The organism is Staphylococcus sp. TCBT05 (assembly GCF_055179755.1).
Genome location: NZ_JBUQDQ010000005.1, coordinates 123725 through 149348, shown reverse-complemented (window position 1 = coordinate 149348; position 25624 = coordinate 123725). Strand labels below are relative to the sequence as shown.

23 protein-coding genes are annotated in these 25624 nt (G+C 33.8%); 9 read left to right on the top strand and 14 right to left on the bottom strand.

Going from position 1 to position 25624, the window contains the following annotated elements:
• Positions 1-395: 395 nt before the first annotated feature.
• The 4 genes from ACY191_RS00650 to bioD are packed head-to-tail and all read right to left on the bottom strand — an operon-like array spanning position 396 to position 4260.
• Positions 396-1076 carry a 6-carboxyhexanoate--CoA ligase gene (locus tag ACY191_RS00650; RefSeq protein ID WP_229366816.1) on the bottom strand — a complete coding sequence of 227 codons (681 nt, stop codon included), beginning with the start codon at positions 1074-1076 and terminating at the stop codon, positions 396-398.
• A 3-nt stretch (positions 1077-1079) separates the two neighbouring features.
• Entirely contained in the window at positions 1080-2228 is a 1149-nt protein-coding gene (locus ACY191_RS00645) for an aminotransferase class I/II-fold pyridoxal phosphate-dependent enzyme (protein WP_232165213.1), read from the bottom strand.
• 18 nt (positions 2229-2246) lie between these two features.
• Positions 2247-3596 (bottom strand): adenosylmethionine--8-amino-7-oxononanoate transaminase, encoded by a 1350-nt coding sequence (bioA, locus tag ACY191_RS00640; RefSeq protein WP_229366818.1) that lies wholly within the window; start codon positions 3594-3596, stop codon positions 2247-2249.
• Positions 3583-4260, bottom strand: a complete 678-nt coding sequence (gene bioD, locus ACY191_RS00635) for a dethiobiotin synthase (RefSeq protein WP_324294885.1) — start codon at positions 4258-4260, stop codon at positions 3583-3585. Before bioD ends, bioA begins: the two co-directional genes overlap by 14 nt.
• 197 nt (positions 4261-4457) lie before the next feature.
• Here bioD and ACY191_RS00630 point away from each other — a divergent pair, with 197 nt between their 5' ends.
• Positions 4458-5234, top strand: a complete 777-nt coding sequence (locus tag ACY191_RS00630) for a PhzF family phenazine biosynthesis protein (protein ID WP_229366819.1) — start codon at positions 4458-4460, stop codon at positions 5232-5234.
• Between the two features lie 98 nt (positions 5235-5332).
• Here the strand turns inward: ACY191_RS00630 and ACY191_RS00625 are convergent, their stop codons facing one another.
• Positions 5333-5707 carry a winged helix-turn-helix transcriptional regulator gene (locus ACY191_RS00625; RefSeq protein ID WP_042737650.1) on the bottom strand — a complete coding sequence of 125 codons (375 nt, stop codon included), beginning with the start codon at positions 5705-5707 and terminating at the stop codon, positions 5333-5335.
• Between the two features lie 120 nt (positions 5708-5827).
• Here ACY191_RS00625 and ACY191_RS00620 point away from each other — a divergent pair, with 120 nt between their 5' ends.
• Both ACY191_RS00620 and ACY191_RS00615 read left to right on the top strand, forming a co-directional pair.
• Positions 5828-7024 carry an MFS transporter gene (locus tag ACY191_RS00620; RefSeq protein WP_229366820.1) on the top strand — a complete coding sequence of 399 codons (1197 nt, stop codon included), beginning with the start codon at positions 5828-5830 and terminating at the stop codon, positions 7022-7024.
• A gap of 171 nt (positions 7025-7195) precedes the next feature.
• Positions 7196-8389, top strand: coding sequence for an amidohydrolase (locus tag ACY191_RS00615; protein ID WP_042737648.1), 1194 nt, complete (start codon positions 7196-7198; stop codon positions 8387-8389).
• 98 nt (positions 8390-8487) lie between these two features.
• On the opposite strand, the gene ACY191_RS00610 is transcribed toward ACY191_RS00615, so the two are convergent.
• Positions 8488-9495: an NAD(P)-dependent oxidoreductase gene (locus ACY191_RS00610; protein ID WP_229366821.1), complete on the bottom strand. Its 1008-nt coding sequence runs from the start codon at positions 9493-9495 to the stop codon at positions 8488-8490.
• 28 nt (positions 9496-9523) lie between these two features.
• The gene (locus ACY191_RS00605) at positions 9524-10582 is read right to left on the bottom strand and encodes an AEC family transporter (protein ID WP_229366822.1); all 1059 of its coding nucleotides are present in this window, start codon (positions 10580-10582) and stop codon (positions 9524-9526) included.
• Positions 10583-10981: 399 nt separating this feature from the next.
• On the opposite strand from ACY191_RS00605, the gene ACY191_RS00600 reads away from it, so the two are divergent.
• The 3 genes from ACY191_RS00600 (at position 10982) to ACY191_RS00590 (ending at position 14218) form a co-directional block, all read left to right on the top strand.
• Positions 10982-11404 (top strand): MarR family winged helix-turn-helix transcriptional regulator, encoded by a 423-nt coding sequence (locus ACY191_RS00600; RefSeq protein ID WP_042737645.1) that lies wholly within the window; start codon positions 10982-10984, stop codon positions 11402-11404.
• Positions 11405-11504: 100 nt separating this feature from the next.
• Positions 11505-12635, top strand: coding sequence for an NADH-dependent flavin oxidoreductase (locus tag ACY191_RS00595; protein ID WP_107527845.1), 1131 nt, complete (start codon positions 11505-11507; stop codon positions 12633-12635).
• Positions 12636-12730: 95 nt separating this feature from the next.
• Positions 12731-14218 carry an aldehyde dehydrogenase family protein gene (locus tag ACY191_RS00590; protein ID WP_229366823.1) on the top strand — a complete coding sequence of 496 codons (1488 nt, stop codon included), beginning with the start codon at positions 12731-12733 and terminating at the stop codon, positions 14216-14218.
• 215 nt (positions 14219-14433) lie between these two features.
• Here the strand turns inward: ACY191_RS00590 and ACY191_RS00585 are convergent, their stop codons facing one another.
• Positions 14434-15837, bottom strand: a complete 1404-nt coding sequence (locus ACY191_RS00585; protein ID WP_042737642.1) for an MDR family MFS transporter — start codon at positions 15835-15837, stop codon at positions 14434-14436.
• Positions 15838-16143: 306 nt separating this feature from the next.
• Between ACY191_RS00585 and mbcS the strand changes: the two genes are divergently transcribed.
• Entirely contained in the window at positions 16144-17721 is a 1578-nt protein-coding gene (gene mbcS, locus ACY191_RS00580; RefSeq protein ID WP_107641452.1) for an acyl-CoA synthetase MbcS, read from the top strand.
• A gap of 62 nt (positions 17722-17783) precedes the next feature.
• Here the strand turns inward: mbcS and ACY191_RS00575 are convergent, their stop codons facing one another.
• The 3 genes from ACY191_RS00575 to ACY191_RS00565 are packed head-to-tail and all read right to left on the bottom strand — an operon-like array spanning position 17784 to position 19828.
• Complete coding sequence (locus tag ACY191_RS00575) at positions 17784-18539, bottom strand: hypothetical protein (protein WP_042737640.1); 756 nt, start codon at positions 18537-18539, stop codon at positions 17784-17786.
• A complete protein-coding gene (locus tag ACY191_RS00570; RefSeq protein ID WP_107527363.1) occupies positions 18532-19422 on the bottom strand; it encodes an ABC transporter ATP-binding protein in 891 nt (296 codons plus the stop codon). Before ACY191_RS00570 ends, ACY191_RS00575 begins: the two co-directional genes overlap by 8 nt.
• A complete protein-coding gene (locus tag ACY191_RS00565; protein ID WP_229366824.1) occupies positions 19409-19828 on the bottom strand; it encodes an Msa family membrane protein in 420 nt (139 codons plus the stop codon). Before ACY191_RS00565 ends, ACY191_RS00570 begins: the two co-directional genes overlap by 14 nt.
• 410 nt (positions 19829-20238) lie before the next feature.
• Between ACY191_RS00565 and ACY191_RS00560 the strand changes: the two genes are divergently transcribed.
• Together ACY191_RS00560 and ACY191_RS00555 are read left to right on the top strand one after the other, a co-directional pair.
• Complete coding sequence (locus ACY191_RS00560) at positions 20239-21387, top strand: FtsW/RodA/SpoVE family cell cycle protein (protein WP_463269842.1); 1149 nt, start codon at positions 20239-20241, stop codon at positions 21385-21387.
• Between the two features lie 21 nt (positions 21388-21408).
• Complete coding sequence (locus tag ACY191_RS00555) at positions 21409-22332, top strand: LCP family protein (protein WP_042737636.1); 924 nt, start codon at positions 21409-21411, stop codon at positions 22330-22332.
• Positions 22333-22403: 71 nt separating this feature from the next.
• On the opposite strand, the gene ACY191_RS00550 is transcribed toward ACY191_RS00555, so the two are convergent.
• The 3 genes from ACY191_RS00550 to melB form a co-directional block, all read right to left on the bottom strand.
• Positions 22404-22679 (bottom strand): FmdB family zinc ribbon protein, encoded by a 276-nt coding sequence (locus ACY191_RS00550; RefSeq protein WP_042737635.1) that lies wholly within the window; start codon positions 22677-22679, stop codon positions 22404-22406.
• A complete protein-coding gene (gene fmdA / locus ACY191_RS00545) occupies positions 22679-23872 on the bottom strand; it encodes a formamidase (protein ID WP_042737634.1) in 1194 nt (397 codons plus the stop codon). The genes ACY191_RS00550 and fmdA overlap by 1 nt, the downstream gene beginning before the upstream one ends.
• Positions 23873-24200: 328 nt before the next feature.
• A complete protein-coding gene (melB, locus tag ACY191_RS00540; RefSeq protein ID WP_042737633.1) occupies positions 24201-25571 on the bottom strand; it encodes a melibiose:sodium transporter MelB in 1371 nt (456 codons plus the stop codon).
• Positions 25572-25624: the final 53 nt, after the last annotated feature.

Sequence of the window (25624 nt, the reverse complement as noted above, 5' to 3'; positions counted from 1 at the left end):
GAGCCCATCAAAGATCAAAATTCTTTGATGGGCTTGTTATTGATATCAATACTGCGTATTATTATCACTCGCTTACCAAGGGTCTGGGTCGAGTCTCGGTCTCGACACGCATCGTACTCCCTCAAGTGTCGCGCATATAATACACAGCTCTTATATGTTATTACTACAAAAACTAAGACGCTTTATAATGAATTAATTGAGACAGAAATTATCCTTGAGATAAAACAAGAAATGAAAAACGAGTTAAGTAATGAAGATTTAAGTAAAATTACAAATCATTTATCAGTAAAAATTAGTGACTTTATTTTAGTCTGAAAGACTAATCTCCCAAACGGCTTTGTCTATTCAAACACAATGTAAGTTCTGTAACAGATAAAGTGATAAAAGTTAGATTATTAAGCTTTGGTATCAATTACTTTTTTAGGTAAAATCTCTAAATAATTACGGTATGCTTCTAAGTTGATTGTATTGTCGACGAAGATGATTCTACCACCATTTCTAGAACCTTTTTGCTTTATATTTTTAATACGCTGGTAGCCAGTTGATGTGCTAGCAAAGTAACCTGTCGTATATGTTAAATCGTCTGAGACACAAAGTTCTGCAATAACACCTGGAAATTGATTAATACAAGATGCAATTGTGATAGCATCTTGTATTCGATCGTTATAATTATGTTGTGTTTCAAACATAAAACGCGTTACACGGATGCCACGTAGGCCAGTATCATCAAGACGTTGCCCATTATGAACTGATAAGATGATTGCACCACTGTAATTGTTAGCGTCTTCAATATAAGACCATGCCTTTTGCAAAATTTCTGCGTTAATATGAACTTGTGAAGCTAGATTTGTAATAGTGTCATTGTTGTCGTATATAGATAAACTTTGAATAGTTGTTAAAGGACGTGTTACTTTTTCAATTTTTAAATTAAGGAAATCAATAGCGCCATTTTCGTGATAAAAGCCCTTGTTAAAAAAACGAAGGAGTACATCGGCAATCGCAGGTTCATCACAAATCGTTTCGGCACCACTAATATGTTTACTTTGTTGGCTTGAACGCATCTTAATGCTGTACATGATTTAGTCTCCTTTGGTTAGATTATGGCATAGTTGTAATAATAGCTTGATGTCATCTTCATTATGAAAATAAGATAATGAAATCCGTAGCATGGGCCTATCAACGGTTGGATAACGGAAATAACTGACCAATATACCCTCTGTTAGTAACAGTTCATAAATGGTTTCTGCGTCTTTATAACTGTCAAATTCAATGTGCTTTATAGGTGAAAGTGTATGACAATTCTGCGTATTCATTTTATCTTTGGCTAAACGATTGAAATATTTACTCAAGTGAACTAATTTAGTTGCTCTGTATGATTGGGCGCATAAGTAATGTAAGTTACGCTCAATTTGGTATAGGTTAAATATCGGAAGTGCACTTGAATAAATGAGGGGTCTTGCTAAATTTACAAGGAGTTGTTTAACTGTGTTAGAACACAGAATAATGCCACCTTGTGTACCTAGTGCTTTAGATAAACTGGCTGTTAAAATATCAATACCCTCTAATGTATCGTAAAGATTTAAGCCTAGACCGTGTGCATGATCTACCACAATATATGTGTTAGGGTGACGTTTTTTTAGTGTTATGATTTGTTGCAAGTCAGCCATAGTTCCGTGCGTCGAAAAGATGCTATCAGTAACAATGAGCTTTGTAGTGGTCGGATGCAGACTGAGCTGTTGATCTAACGCATTATAGTCCAAATGAGGATAAATGCGCTTGGATAAGCCACTTAATTTAATGCCATCGATAATGCTGGCATGATTTCTAGCATCCGAAAATACTATGACATCCTGATCTTTGAATATATTGAATATAGCTAAATTTGCCTCATAACCACTATTTGTAATCAAAGCATCTTCAAACGGATAATGTGAACAGAATAATCGTTCAATATTGTGGTAAAGTTGTGAATTACCACTTACTAATCTAGAACTTGCATAGTTAATGCCATAGTACGACAAATAATAATTGAGTTGATTGACGTTGATTGGTAATTGTGCCAATCCTAGATAGTCGTTTGAGGTGAAATTGATATAGGTTTTTGCATTGATTGTGATGTGTTTTTTGGATACGTACTCGACATTGTTTAAGTGTCTAAAGGTTTTGTATTGCTTTAGTGTGTTTAGTTGTGATTCAAAATAAATTCTACTCACCTTCTTTGTAAACAATTGTGTAATGATCATCATTTAATCAAGTATTGTGGTTAATGCTTTGGTAAAGATGCGTACCATTTTTTTAATTTCCTTTTTAGACATAGTGAGAATAGGAACAAAAGTAATGACATGTTCTAAGTTACGAATCATCAGACCACATGCCTTGCATTCAGCAATTATGCTTTCTACTTTCTCTATAGATAAAGGTTGTCTTGTTGCTTTGTCAGCTACTAATTCAACGCCATACATTAATCCTCTGCCACGAATGTCTCCCACGTGTGGATGGTTTGCAAGTTTATGCAAGTAATTATGCAATATTTTTGAAGTCTTTTGAACGTGCTGTATAACATGATTCTGTTTATACAATTTGAGGCTTTCTAAAGCGACTGCACAAACAAGTTGATTCCCCGTGTATGTATGACCATGGAAAAAGGTATTAACACCGTGTGTATCACTTAAGAACGCATCATATATTCGTTGAGAGGTAAGTGTTGCTGCTAATGGTAAATAACCGCCAGTAATAGCTTTACCTAAACACATAATATCTGGTTCAACTTGTTCATGCTCACAAGCAAACATTGTTCCGGTTCTACCAAAGCCAACTGCGACTTCATCACAAATTAGTAATACATTATATTGTTTACATAACTGTTCTACGGCTTTGAGAAATCCATGAGGATGAACGAAAAGGCCAGTAGCACCTTGAATAAGTGGTTCGATAACAAAACCAACAATTTCATCAGCTTGTTGTTGCAGTATAGCTTCTATTTCTTCGAGAATAGCTTTGGTCATTGTTTCTTCCGTTTCGTAAGTACTTTGATACAATGATGGACTGCTTATTTGAATATTTTCAAAAATTAAATCCTCAAATATTTGGTGGAAAGTATCGATACCGCCAACACTAACTGCTCCCAATGTATCGCCATGGTAGCCATTATGTAATGTTAAGAACTTTCGCTTTTTGGCATATTGTATGGCATCTAAATTTTTCCAATATTGGTATGCCATTTTAATTGCGATTTCAACAGCAGCGCTACCCGTATCTGAATAGAACACTTTCTGTAAAGATTGGGGGGTAATGTCAACGAGTTGCTCGGCCAATTCAATTGATGGAATGTTTGAGGAACCCAATAAAGTAGAATGTGCAATTTGTTTTAGTTGTCGTTGTAGGGCACGGTTGAGTTGCTTATTATTGTGTCCATGAACATTTACCCACAGTGAGGCATAACCATCTAAATATTTATTACCATTTGTATCGTATAGATAACTTCCACGACCTTTCTTTATAATAATAGGCTTTGATTCTCTGTAAACACCCATCTGAGTAAAGGGATGCCATACATAATTCAAATCTTTAGCTACAAGTTGTTCATTGTTCATCATTAATCGCTCCTTCTAATATTGCTAATAATTGTTTTGAAGATTCCAGATTCTGCTTATGACTTTCACAAGTGAATACAGCTTTAGAAAGTAATTTTTCAAGTGTATGTTTATTGTCTTGTTCAATTGCTGTATTACTAAAATGGTTCATGATTATTACGTTAGTGGGTAGTGAACACTGTTCCAAATAAGATTGATGGACAATTACATCACTAATGGCACCAAGTTTTGAAGGTACTACGCTAACGATGAAATCTGCGGTGTCGCGTATTAAATCACTGGTCATATAACAGTAATCATTATTTTCGTAAATGGGCACAGCGATTCCTCCAGCCCCCTCAATCAAAATATAGTCATACCGCTGTTCTAAATAGGCTAATTTAGTGACTATACTATCTCGACTGAATCGTTGATTTGGCTCTAGCTTGAAGGCAAGGTGTGGAGATACTGGATCTCTGAATGTATAAAGCGATGTCTCTTCATATTCAAGGCCGCATACATTTTTATAGACCTCTAAATCTGGATAACATCCTAATCCAATTTCTTCAGTCTGAAAGGGTTTGAAAATTACTACTGACTTGCCTGCATTTTGTAATAAATTAAATAGTTGCGTTGTGATATAAGTTTTACCTATATCTGTATTTGTTCCTGTAATAAAAATATTCATGTTGTACCTCTTTTTAATTTGTGTCTTATGGGTATCATAAAACGATTCCAACCTAATTGTAAACTTAAAAATAAAATTAGTTTACATTTAAAAATGTTGAAACTTGATAAACCGTTCAGTTTACGGTGAATCTAAGTGATGCTTTATTTTTTAAATGAGTTGTTCTAAAATAGTGGATAATTCAAAGGAGGGTGTGTATGAGACAATATATAGTAGATGCATTTAGTGATAGTATATTTGGTGGAAATCCTGCTGCCGTATGTATAGTAGAGAAAAGTTTAAATGACGAACTTATGTTAGCAATTACTAAAGAGAATAATTTATCAGAAACGGCATTTGCAGTTAGAAAGGGCGATAAATATCATTTGAGATGGTTCACACCCGGTGGAGAAATTGATTTATGTGGACATGCTACCTTAGCTACAGCCTATGTATTAATGAATTATTATGATGATTCATTATCTACAGTAACGTTTACAACGATGAGTGGTGATTTGATAGTAAATAGAAATGATGAACTATATGAGATGAGCTTTCCTCCGTATGATTTAAAAAGCGTAAATCAATTAGACGAAATTGAAGCGGCAATAGGTGTGAGACCTCGTGAAGTGTTTAAGGGCAGAGACCTGCTATGTGTACTAGATGATGAAAAGTCTGTTATTGACTTAAAACCAGATTTAAAGAAAGTAGCTGAATTAGATGGATTGTTACTACAAGTAACAGCTGAAGGTACTGATTATGATTGTGTATCTAGAAGCTTTGCACCTAAGTTAAATGTGGACGAAGACCCAGTTTGTGGTTCAGGTCATTGTCATATTATTCCTTATTGGTCTGAAAAATTAAATAAAGAAACGATTAACGCTTATCAAGCATCGGCACGTGGTGGGAGTATTTATGCTACATATAAAGATGGGGCATTGACATTAGCAGGCAAAGCAACATTGTTTGCAATCAGTGAATTATATATTGATTAAATGATTCATATCAGAAGTTTAATTGTAATAGAAAAAGCAGCAATTTTCGTTGAGGAAATTACTGCTTTTTATTATTGAGGTGTAAACAATAACAAAGGTTAGCTAGGGATGTTGACGAAATCTTGACGCTCTAATTTTACCGATTCTCCACGATTGTACATTTTTTCTGCATGTAGTTCTCCCCAATAGCAAAGTGATGATAATATCTTGCCAAGTGTTTCGCCGTATTCAGAAAGTTCATATTCAACCTTTGGTGGTACTTGATCATATACAATACGATTGATAATACCATCGTTTTCTAATTCACGTAGCTGTTGTGTTAACATTTTTTGAGTGATTGAAGGAATGGCACGCTTTAATGCAGACGTACGCATGAGACCATTATTTTGCAAGTGACATAAAATGACAGGTTTCCATTTACCACCGATGACATCGATTGTAGCTTCTACACCGATATTGTAATTTTTACTCATAATTTGACCTCCTTATAGGTACTTAAAAGTACCTATAGCACTTTAAAGTGCGTACTTCCTCTTTTATATTGTGTAGTTTATATTAACACATATAATAAAAAAGAAGGAGTCAAATATATCATGAAAAACAATAAATTTGCTATTTTTGCATTAGCAATGTCAGCATTTGCGATTGGCATGACAGAGTTTATTAGTGTGGGATTATTACCACTAATTAAAGATTCATTTAACACAAGTATATCTATGGCAGGATTAACAGTTTCATTATATGCGATAGGAGTTACAGTAGGGGCACCAGTACTTACGCCATTAACGAATAAAATGAAACGTAAGCACTTATTACTGGGTATTATGTTGATATTTATTGTAGCCAATGCTTTAGCTGCAGTATCTGTAACATTTAGTATGCTGTTAGCAATGCGTATACTTTCAGCATTAATGCATGGTGTATTTATGTCTATTGCGACTGCAATCGCTAGTGATTTAGTAACACCGGATAAACGTTCAAGTGCAATTGCAATGATGTTTACTGGATTGACAGTTGCTACGATTACAGGAGTACCATTAGGGACTTGGATAGGTCAACAATTTGGTTGGGAAATGTCTTTTGTGGCTATTGCGATAATAGGATTAATTAGCTTCATTGGTAACTGGTTAGTAGTACCAAATGATTTAAATGAATATGATCAAGCGCCAATGGTAGAGCAGTTGAAAGTATTTAAGAATAAATCGTTAATGATGATTTATTTAATTACAGCATTAGGTTATGGTGGTACATTTGTTGTTTATACTTACCTTACAACAATCTTGACGGATGTCATGCACTATAGTGATAATGCGGTAGTCATTCTATTAATTATTTATGGTGTAATGGTAGCTATTGGTAACACATTAGGTGGAAAGTTAACCAACCATCAACCTACAAAGGTATTGGTTGCTATATTTACTATTCAAGCAATGGTATTATTGTTTGTCGGTATTACAGTAACGCATCAATTCATCGGTACAATTGCAGTGTTATTGATGGGATTGTTTGCCTTTATGAATGTACCTGGATTACAACTTATTGTCGTATTATTTGCAGAAAGAAAGCACAAAGCGACGGTTAATTTTGCATCAAGTTTAAATATCGCATCATTTAATATTGGTATTACCTTAGGTTCGGTAATTGGTGGATTTGTATTAAATCATTTCTCATTAACTATGACGCCGTATTTTGGATTTATTATGGTCATACTTGCTAGCGTAATGATGTATGTTACTTATAAGAAAGAAACAGCTACACAATCAACACTTGCCGAAGCTTGTACTGAATAAAGTGTTATATGTTTATTTTTTATAAGAAATGCACATTATAGAAACAGTAATTTTATTTTAAAAAAGTCAATTCACATCAATCAATTTATATTCTTTGAATTAGTGTTGAAAACATCTTAAAATTGTATTCGGACATATAATTTTAAAAATAATTGAGAGAAGTGAATGTTTATGAATTTAAAAGATACACTGTTTGAGAAGTTAGAGAAAAAAGAAAGTGAAATGATAAAGCATAGACGTCATTTACATCAACATCCAGAGTTGTCTTTCCAAGAAGAGCAAACAGCTCAATATATTAAAGATTTTTATAAAGGGAAGGACGTTACAGTAACGCAACCCGTAACAGAAAGTCATGCGGTCATCGTTGAAATCAAGGGGAGTAAACCTGGAAAAACGATTGGTCTACGTGCTGACTTTGATGCATTACCAATCAAAGAAGAAGCAGAAGTTGAATTTAAGTCATTAAATGAAGGTGTGATGCATGCATGTGGTCATGATGCGCACACTGCATATTTACTAGGCTTAGCAGATGCATTACTTGAAATTAAAGATGAGCTTTCTGGAACAATAAAAATTATTCATCAACATGCTGAGGAAAAGCCGCCGGGTGGAGCACAACAAATTGTAGCATCTGGTGCTTTAAAAGATGTTGATGAAATTTACGGTATCCATGTAGCGCCAATTATTGGTCCAAATGTAATAGCATACAATAAAGGCAATGCTTTCTCTGGTAGTTCCACATTTACATTAAAAATCAAAGGGCTTGGTGGTCATGCTGCAAGCCCGCATAAAACACATGATGCTTTAGTTGCTGGAACAAACTTTGTAAATACAATTCAAACGATTGTATCAAGAAGAATTGATCCATTAGAAATGGGTGTTATAACTATTGGTGCATTTGAAGCACCAGGTGGAGCGAATATCATTCAAGATACTGTGACGATTAAAGGGACTGCACGTTATCTAAATGATGAATTAGAACAATTTATGTACGAAGAAATTGATAAAGTGGCTCAAAGTGTAGCGGTAGGATTCGATGTCACTTATGACTTAGATTATCAATTTGGTTATCCTGTACTTTACAATCATCCGGAGCATACACAAAGTGTGGCTGATATTTTAGAAAAGAGTAAAGGTGACTATTATGAACATTTAGTTGAAATTCCACCTGTTACCGGTTCAGAAGATTTTGCTTATTATCTGAAGGAAATTCCAGGTACGTTCTATATTGTAGGATGTAAACCTGAAGCAGTGGAAACACCTTATATGAATCATCATCCTAAATTTGAAGTGAATGAAGATGCATTGATTGTAGCTGCAAAATCATTAGGAGAAATAGCGATTCAACGTTTATCAGAAAAGTAATATATAAGACCATAGACAAAGCTATATCATAAAGATAGTAAAACCCTCACAATATCTGTTTAAGACAAGAATAGTGAGGGTTTTTTGAATATTATTATTTAATTGGGTGTCTTTAATAAGTTGGATGATGTACCTGTTGTGAGTATTTCATTAAAGTTTTTAAAGCTTGTTTCTACCATATTTGCAACAGCTTCATCTGTATTTGAGCCAATATGTGGTGTGATTAATACTCTTGGATACATGTTAATTAAGGATTGAATATCGGTGTCAGGTAATGGGCCCCATGCATCAAACTGTTTGAAGAATACATCTTGTTCATGCGGTAACACGTCTGTAGCGAAACCGGCGATGACATTATGCTCTAAAGCGGTAACGATGTCGTGATTATTTTGTAATTCGCCTCGTGCCGTATTAATTAAGATGGCGTCGTTTTTCATTTTAGTTAAAAATGCCCGATCAATCATGCCATCATTTTCACCTGGGATATGTGGTACATGAATACTAACGATATCGCTTAGGCTAAGTAATTCGTCCAAAGAGACATAATCTAAAGTGTCAGTACATAAATCATTAGGATATAAATCATAACCAATTACCTTTGCACCTAATCCTTTGAATAATTGGGCTTCAGTATAACCAATCTTACCTGTACCTATAATACCCACTGTACAGTTTCGTACTTCCTTACTAAACATCTTACTATCTACTCTAAAGTCAAACTGTTGTGTTCTATTTGTTGTAAAAGGAATATTACGTAATAAGTTGAGTGCTAATGTTAAAGAGAGTTCGGCAATAGCATTTGGTGAATAGCTAGGCACATTTGCCACTTTGATGCCAAGCGATGCTGCGGCTTCCAAGTCGATATGTGAAGTGCCGACAGTTCTAGTGAACACATACTCAATACCTTGTGCCTTCATATATTTTAAATTGGTCATTGTTGCATGACAATTTGCGCGTAATAATACGGCATGATGTCCATCAACTAACGTGATATTATCTGCGGTAAGCAATGATTCTACGAGCGTTAATTCGAAATCATAAGTATTAAATTGGTGGAAAATTTCGACCTCATGAGGTCTTACTCCAAAACAAATAATTTTAAACATAAGATAACCTACTTTCTAAGATGTTGTGTTAAAAAATGCCTAGATTACCAATAATTTTTAATATGACTAGCCAACTTGGGATAATAAATACGGCTACAATGGTCGAGAGTAATGATGCATTGGATGCTAAAACGGCTTCTTTATCAAAGTTGATTGCATAAGCTACTGCCACAGTTGCAGATGGTGTTGCCATCATTACAATCATTGTAGTGACAGCATTCATATCAAATATCAAAATGCCAGTTAATGTAGTTATAATAAAAATTACTAAGTTGATTAATGGCACCATCACTGTTTTCACACCGGCATAATACCAAGTCGTAGTATTTTTAGCAGCATCTTTAAAATTGATTTCTGCTAAAGTTGCACCAATAGATAACCATGCTAATGGTGAAGCAAGTTTAGATAAAAACATGATTGGTGCATAAAGCCAAGGTAAAGTCTGATCAATACGCAATATTGAAACTGAAATCTCGTTACCCTTTTGACTATGTAAGACTGTAATGTGTGGTGTTAAATCTTGAATGAGCCAAATAAATAAACCTAAAAATGTAGCAATAACAATTGGATTTAAAAACATAGTCTTGAGGTTTTTTATTTCCATTTTTAGTCCGCCCATCTTGATATATGCATAGGAATATAAGAAAATACGATAACCAATATTAAATATATTTGCATAGATAACACCAATTGGACCTAACATTGCACTTATAATAGGGATACCAAAAAATGTCGTAGAGCTAAATATAGAGAGTATTTCTAAAGTAGTCTTCTTATCTCCTTTATATTTAGCATAAAAAGGCTTGATTAAAATAATCAAAACAATATACATTAAGATGCCCCAAATTAAAACATTAATTCCTTGAGCTAAATGTTTTTGGTTCAAGTCAGTCATAAAGGCAGAAAATGCTAATGCTGGCAATGCAACAGTCAACACTACTTTAGATAAAATTTTAGCTGCTTGATTATTGAAGATATTTTTCTTTCTACAAAAATAACCTAGTAAAATGATTAAAACAGTTGAGGCTATTGCACTTAAAAATCCTTTGTCGGTAAATGTATTTACAACAATATTTACAATGTCCACATTTAAACCTCCGAATATTATATTTTATTTATATATTATAAAATGTAATTCGGTGTTTAGGTGTTATGCATTTTGTATATTTTGTGAATTAAATCACAGTATTATTGATTTATATTGCGCTATTATTAATAATTTCAAAATAAACGGTTGTAGAAGCAAGCTTGAACGGTGTATTTCAATAAATCGTAGTGTTATAATATTTATATTAAAATTTTTAATGGGATTCGCTATAAGGTGGACATTATAGTAGGGATGTAGTTTAGTATTAATCAGTTATAACATGGTTATAATATTTTGTTTGGAGAGATTTAAGGGATGCTCTCCAATAAGATTAAGTTAGATTTAAAGCATATAGAAACTTTAAAGGACTTATCTATCACAATAATAGGTGGGAAAATAATGGATAAAAAATATGATTTTATGAGCCCTTGGCTAGAGCTTGATCGCTTACAAAATAAAATCCGTAAAGAAGTTGAAGCAATTATTAGAGCGAGATATCAATTATCATTAAAAGAATTTTATGTATTATATTATATTTCGGTTTCTCCTGAGAAAAAGCTAAGACTACAAGAATTACAAAATCTATTAGACTTGAGTCAAAGTGCACTGTCTAGAATTGTTTCTAATATGGAATCTGAAAAATGCGGTGCATTGGAGAAATGTGTGTGTGCGGTGGATAGAAGAGGAACCTACACACAAATTACTGAATGGGGAGAAGAAAAACTACAAGGTAGTTTGGATATCATTCATGAAGTCATGTCTAAATACTTAGGTGACACCGACGCAAATGCATTAATGCAACAATTGGTTAAATCATTATAATGTCATGATGAGATTTAAATAGTCTCGTCTTGACATTTTTTTATTATAGCGTTAATTTATATGTATGCAGCATGCATATAAATTTCGGGAGGTTTTTATGATGAAAAAACAATTTGAACCACTGTTTGAACCATTAGAATTACCTAATGGTGTAAAGTTGAAAAATAGATTTGTCTTAGCACCATTGACACATTCATCATCAAATGACGATGGGACGACCTCAACAGCAGAGTTAGAACATTTTGACAAGAGATCTAAAGATGTTGGTTTAGCACTAACTGCGGCGAGTAATGTTACTGATCTTGGAAAGGCGTTTCCAGGACAACCATCAATTGCCCATGATTCGGACCTAGATGGATTGAAACAGTTAGCAACAACAATGAAGCAGAACGGTGCGAAAGCTGTAGTTCAAATACATCATGGTGGTGCACAATCGCTTCCATATTTAACACCTGGAGGAGATGTAGCAGGACCGAGTCCAATTACTATGCAAAGTTTTGATGAATCAGAACCTCATGATGCACGCGAAATAACACAAACAGAAATAGCAGAAACAATAACTGCCTTTGGTGAAGCAACGAAAAGAGCAATTGATGCTGGTTTCGATGGCGTAGAAATACATGGTGCCAATCACTACTTAATTCATCAATTCGTATCACCACATTATAATAAACGTACGGATGAATGGGGGAAAGACAGATTGAAATTCCCATTAGCAGTTATTGATGAAGTATTAAAAGTTGTTAAAGCGTATGGAAATGATGACTTTATTGTTGGTTACCGTCTATCACCTGAAGACCCAGAAGAAGATGGATTGAAAATGGAATTAACAGAAACGTTAGTTAAAACAATAATTGAAAAACCTTTAGATTATCTACATGTGTCGTTGATGCATGTTTTTGCAGATACGAAAGAAGGAAAATATAAAGGGCAAGAAAAAGTAGCTTTATTGCATGAATGGATTGGCGGACGTATGCCGCTAATTGGTATTGGTTCAGTGTTTACAGCTGGTGAAGCTTTAGAAGCAATAAACTCACCTAATGTTGATTTAATTGCCATTGGTAGAGGTATATTACTCGACTATAACTTTATCAGTAAAATTAAAAGTGGTAATGAAGATGAAATAATATCTGAATTTGATCCTAATAGAACTGATAAACATCATTTGCCACCTAAATTATGGGAACAATTAAATGCACAATTTTATCCATTACCAAGAGTGGATAAATAATTATTTCAACATATAACTTACTGTAAAAATATTAAGCAGCAAGAACTTCTAAATTTTAATTGTATAAACACATTTAAGTGAAGGAGAGATTGATTGTGAGTATAAATGTAAGAGATTATATTGACGAGAATTATGGGTTATTTATCAATGGAACATTTGTCGCAAGTGAACGAGGTGAAACATTAGAGGTTAACAATCCAGCGAATGGTGAATTCTTGGCTACTGTTGCCAAAGCAAGCGACAGTGATGTTGATAAAGCGGTTAAAGCCGCCCAAGAAGCATTTGTCAGCTGGAGTCAAACCTCAAATACTGAACGTGCAGAATACTTGAGAGAAATAGGAAATAAAATTGAGGCAAATAAAGAGAAGCTAGCCACTATAGAATCACTCAATAACGGTAAGCCAATTAGAGAAACACTAAATATTGACGTACCATTTGCCGCGAGACATTACAAATATTTCGGTAGTGTGATTGAAACAGATGAAGGGTCATTAAATGATATAGATAAAGATACGATGAGCTTAATACGACACGAACCAATAGGTGTGGTAGGTGCTGTTGTAGCATGGAACTTTCCTATCTTATTAGAAGCTTGGAAGATAGCGCCAGCCATAGCTGCCGGCAATACTATTGTTATTCAACCGTCTTCTTCAACACCATTAAGTTTGATTGAATTAGCGAAAATATTCCAAGAAGTCTTACCTAAAGGCGTGGTTAATATTATTACAGGTAAAGGATCAGAATCTGGAAATGCCATTTTTAATCATGAAGGTGTAGATAAACTATCGTTTACTGGATCAACGGATGTTGGTTACACTGTTGCGGAAGCAGGAGCAAAACGCATCGTTCCAGCAACGTTAGAATTAGGAGGTAAAAGTGCCAATATTATTTTAGATGATGCAAATTTAGATTTGGCATTAGAAGGTATTCAATTAGGCATACTGTTTAACCAAGGTGAAGTATGTAGTGCAGGCTCTCGCTTATTAGTTCATGAAAAAATTTATGATCAATTAATTGATAAGTTGAAAACAGCGTTTAGTAATATTAAGGTTGGAGATCCATTAGATGAAAACACACAAATGGGTAGTCAAACTGGTGAAGAACAAATAGAAAAAATTCAATCCTATATCGATTATGCTAAGCAATCAGACGCTGAAATACTTGTAGGAGGACAGCGCATTGTAGACAATGGTCTAGATAAAGGTTATTTCTTCGAACCAACGCTGATTTCGGTTCCTGATCATAATAATAAGTTAGCACAAGAAGAAATTTTTGGTCCGGTATTAACAGTTATTAAAGTGAAAGATGATGAAGAAGCTATCAAAGTTGCAAATGACTCTGAATATGGTTTAGCAGGTGGGGTATTTTCACAAGATATTACTCGTGCGCTTAATATAGCGAAAGCGGTTAGAACTGGCCGAGTATGGATAAATACCTACAACCAAGTACCAGAAGGCGCACCATTTGGAGGATATAAAAAATCAGGTATCGGTAGAGAAACTTATAAAGAGGCAATTAAAAATTATCAACAAGTTAAAAATATTTATATTGATACGAGTGATGCATTGAAAGGATTATATTAGCTCATATTTACATGTGCTGGAGTGAAATGCAGTTATTAATGAAGTAAAAAAACACAGGTTGAACCACGATGAGTGGCTCAACCTGTGTTTTTAATATGTGTGATTCACGATGTAGGGTTAAAATGTGAATCAACTCTGAAAAAGAATGATGCTTTACCATTATTTATTTAATGTAACAAATTATATTCAGAAGATCAGTCATATATATTCATAACTTAAATCGTTCTGCGTGTTGGCTTTGTCTTATCTGTAAGTTTGAATGATAATAGCAATGCCACTACTGAAATTGCAGCAGCAACAGTGAATGTTACATTAACACCATGAATAATGCCTGTGATGCCCGATTTAGGTATAGCTGTGACAGACATTAATGTAACAAATACAGCTGTACCAATAGCACCAGCCATCTGTCTAAAGGTATTATTCATTGCCGTACCATGAGCAATTAAGTTATTAGGTAATTGATTGATTGCTAATGTAGTCATTGGCATCATAACCATAGAAATGGATAACATTCTTAAGGCGTTACCAATTGCTAAATAAGTAAAGCTTGTATGTGCTGTTAATAGTGTGAATGGAATAGTTGAACCAACTAAGACAATTAAGCCTAGACGTGCGAGCCATTTTCCACCAAATCTATCAAACAGGTAACCTGTTACTGGGTTCATAATTCCCATTAAAATAGCACCAGGTAATAGTACTAAACCTGATTCTAAAGCTGAAAATTGTAACATGTTTTGCATGTATAACGGCAAAATAATATTAGTAGCAATTAATACACCAAATACAAACATACTTAATACAGTACCTAATGTATAGATGCCATAATTAAACACTCTAAATTCGAGCATTGGTTCTTTGAGTTTTAGTTGTCTACGAATAAAGATGACTAATGCAATAATTCCGATGATGAGTGGTAATAAAAATTGGATACTTGCCCAACCTGCTTCTCCGACAGAACTGAAACTATAAAGCAATCCGCCAAAGCCTAAGGTCGACAATATTACTGAAGCGATATCTAATTTTGGATGTGTAGTTTCTGTTACATTCTTTAATAGGAAATAAGATGTGATGATAATAATAATGGCTATTGGAAGTACCACATAGAAGACACTTCTCCATGATAGATGTTCTACTAATACACCTGATAATGTAGGTCCAATCGCTGGTGCGAATGCGATAACTAAACCAAATAATCCCATGGCAGTACCGCGCTTTTCAACTGGGAAGAGTAAAAATAAAATAGTCTGCATTAATGGCATCATAATACCTGCGCCAGCAGCTTGTAATACACGGCCAATAAGTAGTGTTGTAAATTCAGGCCCCACGGCACAAAGTAATGTACCGGCAGCAAATATAATCATAGCGGTTAAAAATAATTGTCGCGAGGTGAATCTTTCAATTAAAAATGCTGTAATAGGTATCATAATACCATTTACTAACATAAATATGGATTGTAACCATTGCACCGTGCTTTCAGATACTTGTAAGTCTTTCATTATTGGAGGTAACGCGGTACCAAGTAAAGTTTGGTTAAGTATCGTGATGAATGCACCTGATAGCAGTACGATGAACAACGGAATTCGCTTTTCGACATGAAACGTTCCTGCTTCTGTCACTAAGATCACTTCTTTCTTTTAAAAATTAACATTATAATATTATATCACTGTTATATTGAATAACAAAGTTATCTGTTTCGGTATGAGTGTAATAAAATTGTCAGTAGTTTATAAATTTATAAATAATGTTAATGAAAAATATTATGTTAAAATTCTGAAATTAAATCGTATCCTTTTACTTATGGGTGATTTAAAATTAAAATTATGAGGAATAGATTTAAATATTTTAATGTTGTTAATAACGCATAGTGAAATTTATGTTGAACTTCATGAATGATTTTGCGTTAGATTTAAGGAGAGTAGGCAATGAATAAAAATGATTTAATTGCACCAGAGCAGTACAATATCGTAAGTGAGATAGAGAAATATGCAGTAGATCAGTCGAAGAGAGCGATTATTTTTGAAGATGCATCCGGAGAAAAGCAAGAGATTACGTATCATGAACTAATCAATAATGCGAATCAGGTAGGTAATGTACTTTCAAGTTATGGATTAGAAAAAGGTGACAAGGTACTTGTAATGATGCCGCGTTGTATAGAAACTTACGAAATTTATTTAGCAGCACTTAAATTAGGAATTATAATTATCCCTAGTTCTGAAATGTTACGTACGAAAGACTTACAATACCGTATAACGCATGGTGAAGTTAAAGCAGTAGTCGTAATGGCAGAACGTATAGGTGAATTTAAAGATATCGATATATATGAACAACTTACTAAGTTCATCGTTGGCGGTCAGGAAACGGATTGGACTTCACTAGATAATGAGAAAGAAAGTGCAAGTACTAAATTAGAAATGGCAGAAACAACACGTGATGATGTCGCATTGCTATCTTATACGTCTGGTACTACAGGTAACCCTAAAGCAGTAGTCCACTCACATGGTTGGGGTTACGCACACATGCAGATGGCACCAAAACATTGGTTAAGTATTTCGGAAGATGATGTTGTTTGGGCGACTGCTGCACCAGGTTGGCAAAAGTGGGTTTGGAGTCCATTTTTATCTATTATGGGTTCTGGCGCTACAGCATTTGTTTATAATGGTAAATTTAACGCGGAGAAATACTTACAATTATTACAAGATTATCAAATCAATGTATTATGCTGTACACCAACAGAATACAGATTAATGGCTAAATTACCAAACCTTACAGACTATAATTTAGAACACTTGCACAGTGCAGTATCTGCTGGTGAACCACTAAATAAAGAAGTCGTCGATAAGTTCCAAGAAAACTTTAAACTTAAAGTTCGAGACGGTTATGGACAGACAGAGAGTACCTTACTAATTGGTTTCTTAAAGGATACAGAAGCTAGACCGGGTTCAATGGGTAAAGCGATTCCTGGTAGTCATGCTACTGTCGTAGATGATGACGGTAACTTAGCGGCAGTTGGAGAAATTGGTAATATTGCTGTGCCCGTAGACTTACCGGCACTTTTCAAAGGTTATTATAAGGATCCCGAACGTACGCAAGAACCGGTAGTAGGTGATTACTTTATTACAGGAGATTTAGCTAAAATAGATGAAGATGGTTATTTCTGGTTCGAAGGTAGAAGAGACGACATAATTATAAGTTCAGGTTATACAATCGGACCATTCGAAGTAGAAGATTCATTGACTAAACATCCATCAGTCAAAGAATGTGCTGTTGTCGCTAGTCCGCATGAAATAAGAGGTAATATTGTAAAAGCATTTGTAATACTTCAAGATGGTGTAACAGGTGATGAAGATACAGTAAAAGCATTACAAAACTTTGTTAAACAAGATGTAGCCCCATATAAATATCCGAGAGCGATTGAGTTTGTTGAAGATTTACCAAAAACAAATTCAGGTAAAATACGTCGTGTAGAATTACGTGAAGCGGAAAAGGAAAAATATTTATAATAAAAAACTGCGTGTCGATTAAATAAATATCGGCTCGCAGCTTTTTTGATTATAGATTCTAATTAGTATTCTAATTTTTTATAACTAATGACTGAAATGATATAGAAAATTGCAATATATAAAATAAATAAGAGGGATATCTCTGTTAAGATTTCTGCAAAGTTTGAGTTCGTTAATGACTTTAAATAACCATTAGGGAAAATATACTTAACTCCTTTAAATAATGGTGTTATGGAAGTGATAATAATGAATCCAATAGCGCCAAAGATTGTGTAACCATTAGGAAAATGAATAGATAATATTACACTTAGAAATATGCATATTATTTGGACATATAACGTGCCTAGGAACTCAACGACAATGTAGTTCCATGAATCGTCAGACAATGGCAAGAAATGATGTGAAGCAAGATCCGTATGTGTGATTTGTGTATAGTAAATCGTGACTGAACTTAAAAATAAAATTAAAACAAACATTAAATAAAGTAAAAGTAAGGCACATAATTTACTATTTAACAAACGTCCTTTAGGTAAATCTTTGTAGAAATATAGTTGTCCTTTTTCTTTTTCAGTATAAAAATTCAAACTAACCACGTAAATTAAAATAATCATCGAAATAATTGTACTATCTTGAAGGGAGAAGACCATCGAGAAGAATTCAAGACAACCTAAGGTATGTTTTTCCCCTGAGATATTCATAAAATTTGGATTTAAATACATAATAAGAAATAACGCTAAAGGTAATAAACCGAAAGCTAGGTATAACCATGTCGCTTTTATTTTTAGTAAGTTTTGGAATATTGCGGTGAATTTAATCATTTTTATCACTTCCCACTTTAAATCTATCTTGGATGGAGTCTTTTTTCTCTTTAATACTAATTATTCTATAATCCTTTGTTAAATCTGATATGAGTTCATTAAATTCAGGTGATTCTGCAGGGATTTCAATTATATTAGCCTGTTTGGTTTTATGGATTATTGAATCATATTTTATAGCAATAGCGGAATCAAGATTAAGTGGTTTATCTATTTCAATGACAGTCACAACTTCATGATCGCTATTAAAGTCTTCCTTTAATTGTCCATTATCTATAAATAAGTATCGATGACAAATGGCTTCTAATTCACTTAATTGATGACTTGAAATGATGATTGCCGAATCCTTTTTCTCAGCCCACGTTTTTAAAGTATGAATCAAATTAGCTACACCATTTGGATCTAAACCGACAAATGGTTCATCAAGGATTAATATTTTAGGGTCTGTAATAAGACAAAGTGCCAAAGACAAACGTTGTTTCATTCCAAAGGAATAATTACGAGGATTTTTATTACGCTTATCCCATAAACCGACAAATTTTAATATTTCTTCGATATTTGCTTCATGCTTTTTTTCACCGTTAAGTTTGATAAAATACTTTAAATGCTCAATAGCAGTTAAATGATTAAATAGAGTTCCTTCAATCATAAAACCGAAATCCTTTAAAGAATTGTGCTTCTTATAGATATTAATATCATTTAAGTAGACCTGTCCTGAAGTTGGTCTAATGGCCTTAGCTATTAATTTCATTAAAGTTGTCTTACCTGCACCGTTCTTGCCAATAAGTCCAACAATTTCTCCTTGAGATATTTCAAACGATACGTCTTTTAATGAATAATAATCGTTGTTTTTAAATTTTTTTGATAATTTTTCAACGCGTAACACGATGCTTTACCTTCTTTCTAACTATGATGTTAATCGAACAAATGATGATGAAATTAAGTAAAAAAATAAAAATGAGCTGACTTAAACTTGCTAAATTGGGATTAATATCAAGTTGCATTTCGCCATAGTATTTAGTGTTATTTTTTAAAAAATCAGGAAATGTGTCTCTAGTTGTAAAATAAAGGCTAAACATTAAATAACAAACAGTAGTAGTTAAAGCAGCGAGACAACTAGATCCTAATTTATATTTTTGATGTGTAAAAATGACCAGCAGGCTGTTTAGTATCAAAGGTAATAGATAAACGAGCAATACAAACCAAAATAAAGTCAAATGAGTATTGAAAAATGTCGCTACTCCGTAAATGATGACATTTGTTAATGTTAAAAAAATGAGTAGTTTAGACATAAATCCTCCTTTAAATAAGAAATTCTATAGGCTATTTTAAACATTATACAATAAAATTTACATTTTATATAAAAGTAATAACATCAATATCGTTTTTGATAAAATATAAATAGCAAGTTCCTCGATGATGAAATAAAGATTTTATGAATGTTAGTGCTAATTTTATCAATGATTTTGCTTTTGGGTGCCTCAAGGTAAGCAATTATGATGTCTTGTAGCGTAGTATTACGAGCTAGTTGCCTTTATATTAATTAAATGTGTCTAAAATAATAATTTTTAATAGTCAAAAAAATAATTAGGTAAGCCTAAAGTATGATTGTGTGTGAATACTATGTGTGGTTAACTAGAGTTCTTAAGTTTATGGGGGTGTATAACGATGAAAAAATATTTTTGAATCGCTAAAAAGGAGGATGAAACATTTAGATGTTAGTTTAATTATTTGTTATGTGTTGCTAGGAGTTATTGGTGTCATCATGGTCTACAGTGCCAGTATGGTTTCAGCTTCTAAAGGTTCATTAACAAATGGAGTTCCAGTAGCTGCAAATTACTTTATGAAAAGGCAGTTTTTATTTTTTATTATGGGATTTTTAGTCATCCTATTTATTAGTATGTTTATAAATATCAATGCTATTAAAAATGTAGAAATACAAAAATTTATCGTATTAAGCACATTGGCGTTATTGCTACTGACAATTTTAGTTGGTAAAGAGGTTAATGGTTCAAAGAACTGGATAAGTTTAGGGATTTTTAGTATTCAATCTTCAGAATTTTTAAAACTCGCTTCTATTTTCTATCTTTCTTATATTATTGATAAATTTCTTGCATTAAAGAAAGACTACAAATTAAGACATTTAATACCACCACTGGGCGTATTAGGGCTAGGTTTATTACTGGTACTTATGCAGGGGGATTTAGGCGGTACGTTATTGACAGTAGCTATTATTGGTTCCATATTACTGTATTCAGAGATAAAAAATAAAATAAAGTTGCAAATCTTGATTTTTACAGCAATACCTATGTTGTTATACATATGCTACACATTGATTTTTGACTCTAAAAATCTTTATAGATTAAAAAGAATTCAAGTAGTCTTAGATCCTTTTAAATATGAAAATGGCGACGGTTATCAATTAACAAGTGCATTGACTTCAATTGCCAATGGTGGACTGTTTGGTAAGGGGTTAGGTAATGGTATTTTAAAGCGAGGTTATTTACCAGAACCGCATACTGATTTTATTTTTACAGTTATTTCCGAGGAAACAGGTTTGATAGGTGTACTATTTGTCTTGGCTATTTATGGATTTATTTTATTTAAAGGACTGGTTTACGCGAATAGAACGGAAAATCATTTCTATAAACTGATATGTGTTGGCGTCGTTAGTTATCTGTTTATGCAAGTGTTCATTAATTTAGCTGGTATATCAGGACTAATTCCATTAACAGGGGTAACATTGCCCATGTTGAGTTATGGAGGTTCATCTATTATGAGTGTCAGTTTGGCATTAGGTGCAATGATTGCAGTTATACGTAAAATTAAACAAGAACAAATCACCAAGTAGTAGTGAAAAAGGAGGCAGGAGATGAAACTCTCTAAAAAAGGTAAAATTGTTGGCGTATTACTTGTCATTTTCATATTGATTGTTGCATTTTTAATATTTAAAGTAGTGCACTTAAATCATGCGATTCATGATTCCAAGGACCATACGCAGTCATTGACAAATGGTCAAAAGAAAGTTGCAAATAAGCAGCCGATTTCTGTTGCTATATTTGGTGTGGATTCAGATGCAAAAAGAGCTAAAGCCAATTTAGGACAACGAACAGATACCATTTTAATTGCATCGATTAATCCAGAGAAAGGTAAGACGAAACTCATTTCAATTCCAAGGGATACACGTGCTGAGATTTCTGGTTTTGATAGAACTGAAAAGATTGCGCATGCATATGCTTACGGTGGACCAAAAACAGCAATCAAGACGATTGAGGATAACTTCAATATTCCTATTGATGGTTATGTTACCGTAGATATGGATGGATTTGAAAAGCTTATTGATATCTTTGGTGGTGTTGACGTTAAAAGTAATGCGACATTTGAGTATAATGGCTCGCAGTTTAAACAAGGTGAGTCGATGCACTTAAATAGTAAAAAAGCACTGGATTATGTGCGAAGTAGAAAAGAAGATGGCGCAGGTGGTGATGAAGGTCGAACAGAACGTCAAAGACAAGTCATAGCCGCATTATCTGAAAAAATGTCTGAGACACATAATCTATTTAAACTTAATAAGATACTGCAAGTGAGTGAACAAAATGTTAAGACAAGCTTTGATCTTAAATCCTTGAAGACATTATATTCCAAATATAAAGGTGCAGGTAATGCTATCGATAAATTATCGATTTCAGGTCAAAACCTCATAGAAAGTGATGGGATTTGGTACTTTATACCAGACGTTACTGATAAAGAAGAGAAAATGAAAGTATACAAGCATAATTTACAAAGTAGTGATTAATTAGATATCAATAAAAAATTCGCGCTAACAATGACAAAGCGATAGTCAATATGTCATTGTTAGCGCGTTTGTTAATGTCCGGCCATCCATGGTCGGGCATTTGTTTGTGATCGTGGTGTTGATGAGGTATTAACTTTAAGTTTATCTCCAGAAATGAGCCTAGGTTGTTGCCCTGCTTCGATTCTCTTTTTTACCTTTGGGTTCATATTATAAGTTTGAAATGAAGTGAATACACGTTTGGCTGTATTGCCACAAGTAGGGCAAGTGGCAATGTCGTGATTATCATGAATTGATTGTTTAATTGTGAATTCATGGCACTGTACACAGTTATAAGTGTAATTTGGCATTATTCATCTGGCTCCAATGAAGGTAAGATATCCCCTTTAAATATTTCCCGAGGAATAGCTATCGTACAGCAAGCATTTGGCACATCAACAATACCAGCAACAGTTCCTTGGACTGGAGCAGAACCAAGTAGCATGTAGGCTTGTTCGCCTGTAAACCCACGTGTTTTTAAGAATTCAATTGCATTTAAACAAGCGTTACGATATGCAGTGTTTGCATCTAGGTAAGTCTGCTTTCCGCTAAATTCATTTACTGAGATACCTTCAAACACAATGTAATCTGTATAATTAGGCATAACTGGACCAGGTTTAAATGCTGGATTTTTCTTAATATTATATGTTTCCATACCATTTTTAATTACGTTTACACGTAACTCTATCCATCCAGGCATTTCGATACCACCACAAAAGGTAATTTCGCCATCGCCTTGTGAGAAGTGTAAGTCACCAACAGATAATTTAGCACCATCTACAAAGACTGGAAAATATATACGTGAGCCTTTAGATAAATTTTTAATATCACAGTTTCCTCCATTTTCTCTAGGAGGTACTGTACGTGCGCCTTCTTGAGCTACACGGTCAAAGTCTTTCCCTTTTAGCGTGCCTAACACTGCCGCATCTGTTTCAGGTAAGTTGGCTAATACGGGTTCTCTATTTGGATCTGTATTAACTAATTCACGTTCACGGCGGTTCCATTCGTTTAACATTTCTTGAGAAGGGGCAACCCCAATTAATCCTGGATGTATGATACCTGCGAATTCAACACCTGGTACATGACGACTTGTTGCATAAATACCATTAAAATCCCAAATAGATTTTTGAGCATTTGGGTAATGATCAACAAGGAAGCTACCGCCATTTGTTTTATCGAAAATACCATTGAATCCCCATGCATGTTCTTCGAATATACCGATATCTAAGATATCAACAACAAGTAAGTCTCCTGGCTTTACACCGTTGACATGGACAGGCCCGCTCAGTACATGAACACGATTTAAATTGACTTGCTTAATATCACTCGCATCGTCATTGTTTGAAATTTGTCCATCTGTCCAATCTAAACATTCCATTCTAAATGATTCACCTGGATCAACAGAAAATGCTGCAGGTATGTCTGGATGCCATCTGTTGTGACCTGGATGATCTTGTTGGTCCATTTTCTTACTTAAATCAATATTGAATAATTTCTTTGGCATAAGCATTATTCCCCCTATATCATTTAAATAGTAAATGTGACTGAATATTCTGTTAATGAAATAATAACACAAAAAATGTAAATGTATTATATGTTAAATGGAAAACGGCAAGTTAATTTTATTAATTTATCGTGTTGCTCTGTGATAATAATAGGATAGGTAATAATTGTGGTTAAATGGATATAACTGTATTGTAACGTGGGAGAAGTATACATGAATCAATAAACATAATATTTATAGAAATATAAAAAGCAATATATCCTAACGTAATGTCGTGTCAGTATATATTGCTAATACTTAAATTGAGCTAAGGATGTGAATTCGTATATTATCCTTTTTGACTTTTTCGATTGTTGAGTACGTTAACAATATCTTTAATATACGTACCTTTTAAATGATAACTCCATTTATATATAGCAAAGCTTGCGGTTACACAGATGATTGGTAGTACCACCATGATGACGCGTAGGCCATTTTTAGTTAATTCACTTTGCTCTTGGCCAGGTTGATATCCTAATAATGTAAGACTCCATCCTGTTGCTAGACCAGAGAAGGCCATTGCAGTCTTCATTAAAAAGGTTTGGGTAGAAGTTATTACACTTTCATTTCTTTGACCAAATTTCATTTCACTATAGTCGATAACATCTGCTATAGAAACAGTGATGATACCCATGATAAGGCCAGAGCCAATTTTAATAAGTGAAGTACCTAAAATAACAGGAATAAAGGCCTTTGGTGCTACGTAACCAGCGACTAATATTACCAGTAAACCTAAGATAATACTAATTGTTGCGATTGGATATACACGCTCTCGAGAGAGCCATTTGGCAATTTTAGGAAATAAGAATAAAGCAATAATTTCCATAAAGCCCATCCCGTTGTAAAGTGAGAATAAGAACTTAGATTCAGTGACATAACTAAAGTAATAAATCATTACATTACCAATTAATTGTCCACATAGGAAAAAGGTTAATATCATGCCAATATATGCCAATAATTCTTTGTTAGTAAAGAGAATGCGCCATATATCCTTAAATCTTAATGTAATACCAGTGTCGATATTTGTTGGAGCTTCGTGAACGTTCTTAACTGTAATACCAATTGTAATGTTAAAGATGATAATAGTGATTACTGCAACAATTAGAAAGCCTGTTGACTGATCCCCGTTTCCAAACAAATTATCTAAGAATATAACAATAGTTAAACCTAATGCTCCTAAAATTAAATTAGCTAAACTTGCAAAAATACGTGGTAGAACAGAAACTTCTTCTCGTTCAGTAGGGTTATTTGTAAGGTTGGGTAACCATGACCAATAAGGTACATCCATCATAGTATAAGTCATCCCCCATACAATATACATGATTGAAACAAATACATAGAGCGCCGTACCTTCTAAGTGAAAGTTAGTGAATATTAATACTGTAATCACAGAATTGACCAGCGTCCCAATAACTAACCATGGCCTGAACTTTCCCCATTTAGTTTTAGTTTTATCTACGATCATTCCCATGATTGGGTCATTGATAGCATCCCATATCCGTGCTACAAAATATAATGTACCGACGAAACTTGCTGCAACGCCTAAGATATCGGTGAGGTAATACATGAGATATATACCGATAAGATTAACGACTAAATCTTTACCAAATGCCCCGAAACCGAATGAATATTTTTCTTTACGTGTTAATTGCTTTTGCAATAATACCACCCCTTGATAAAGCAATAAATGTAAGCGCTTTTACAACATGGTAT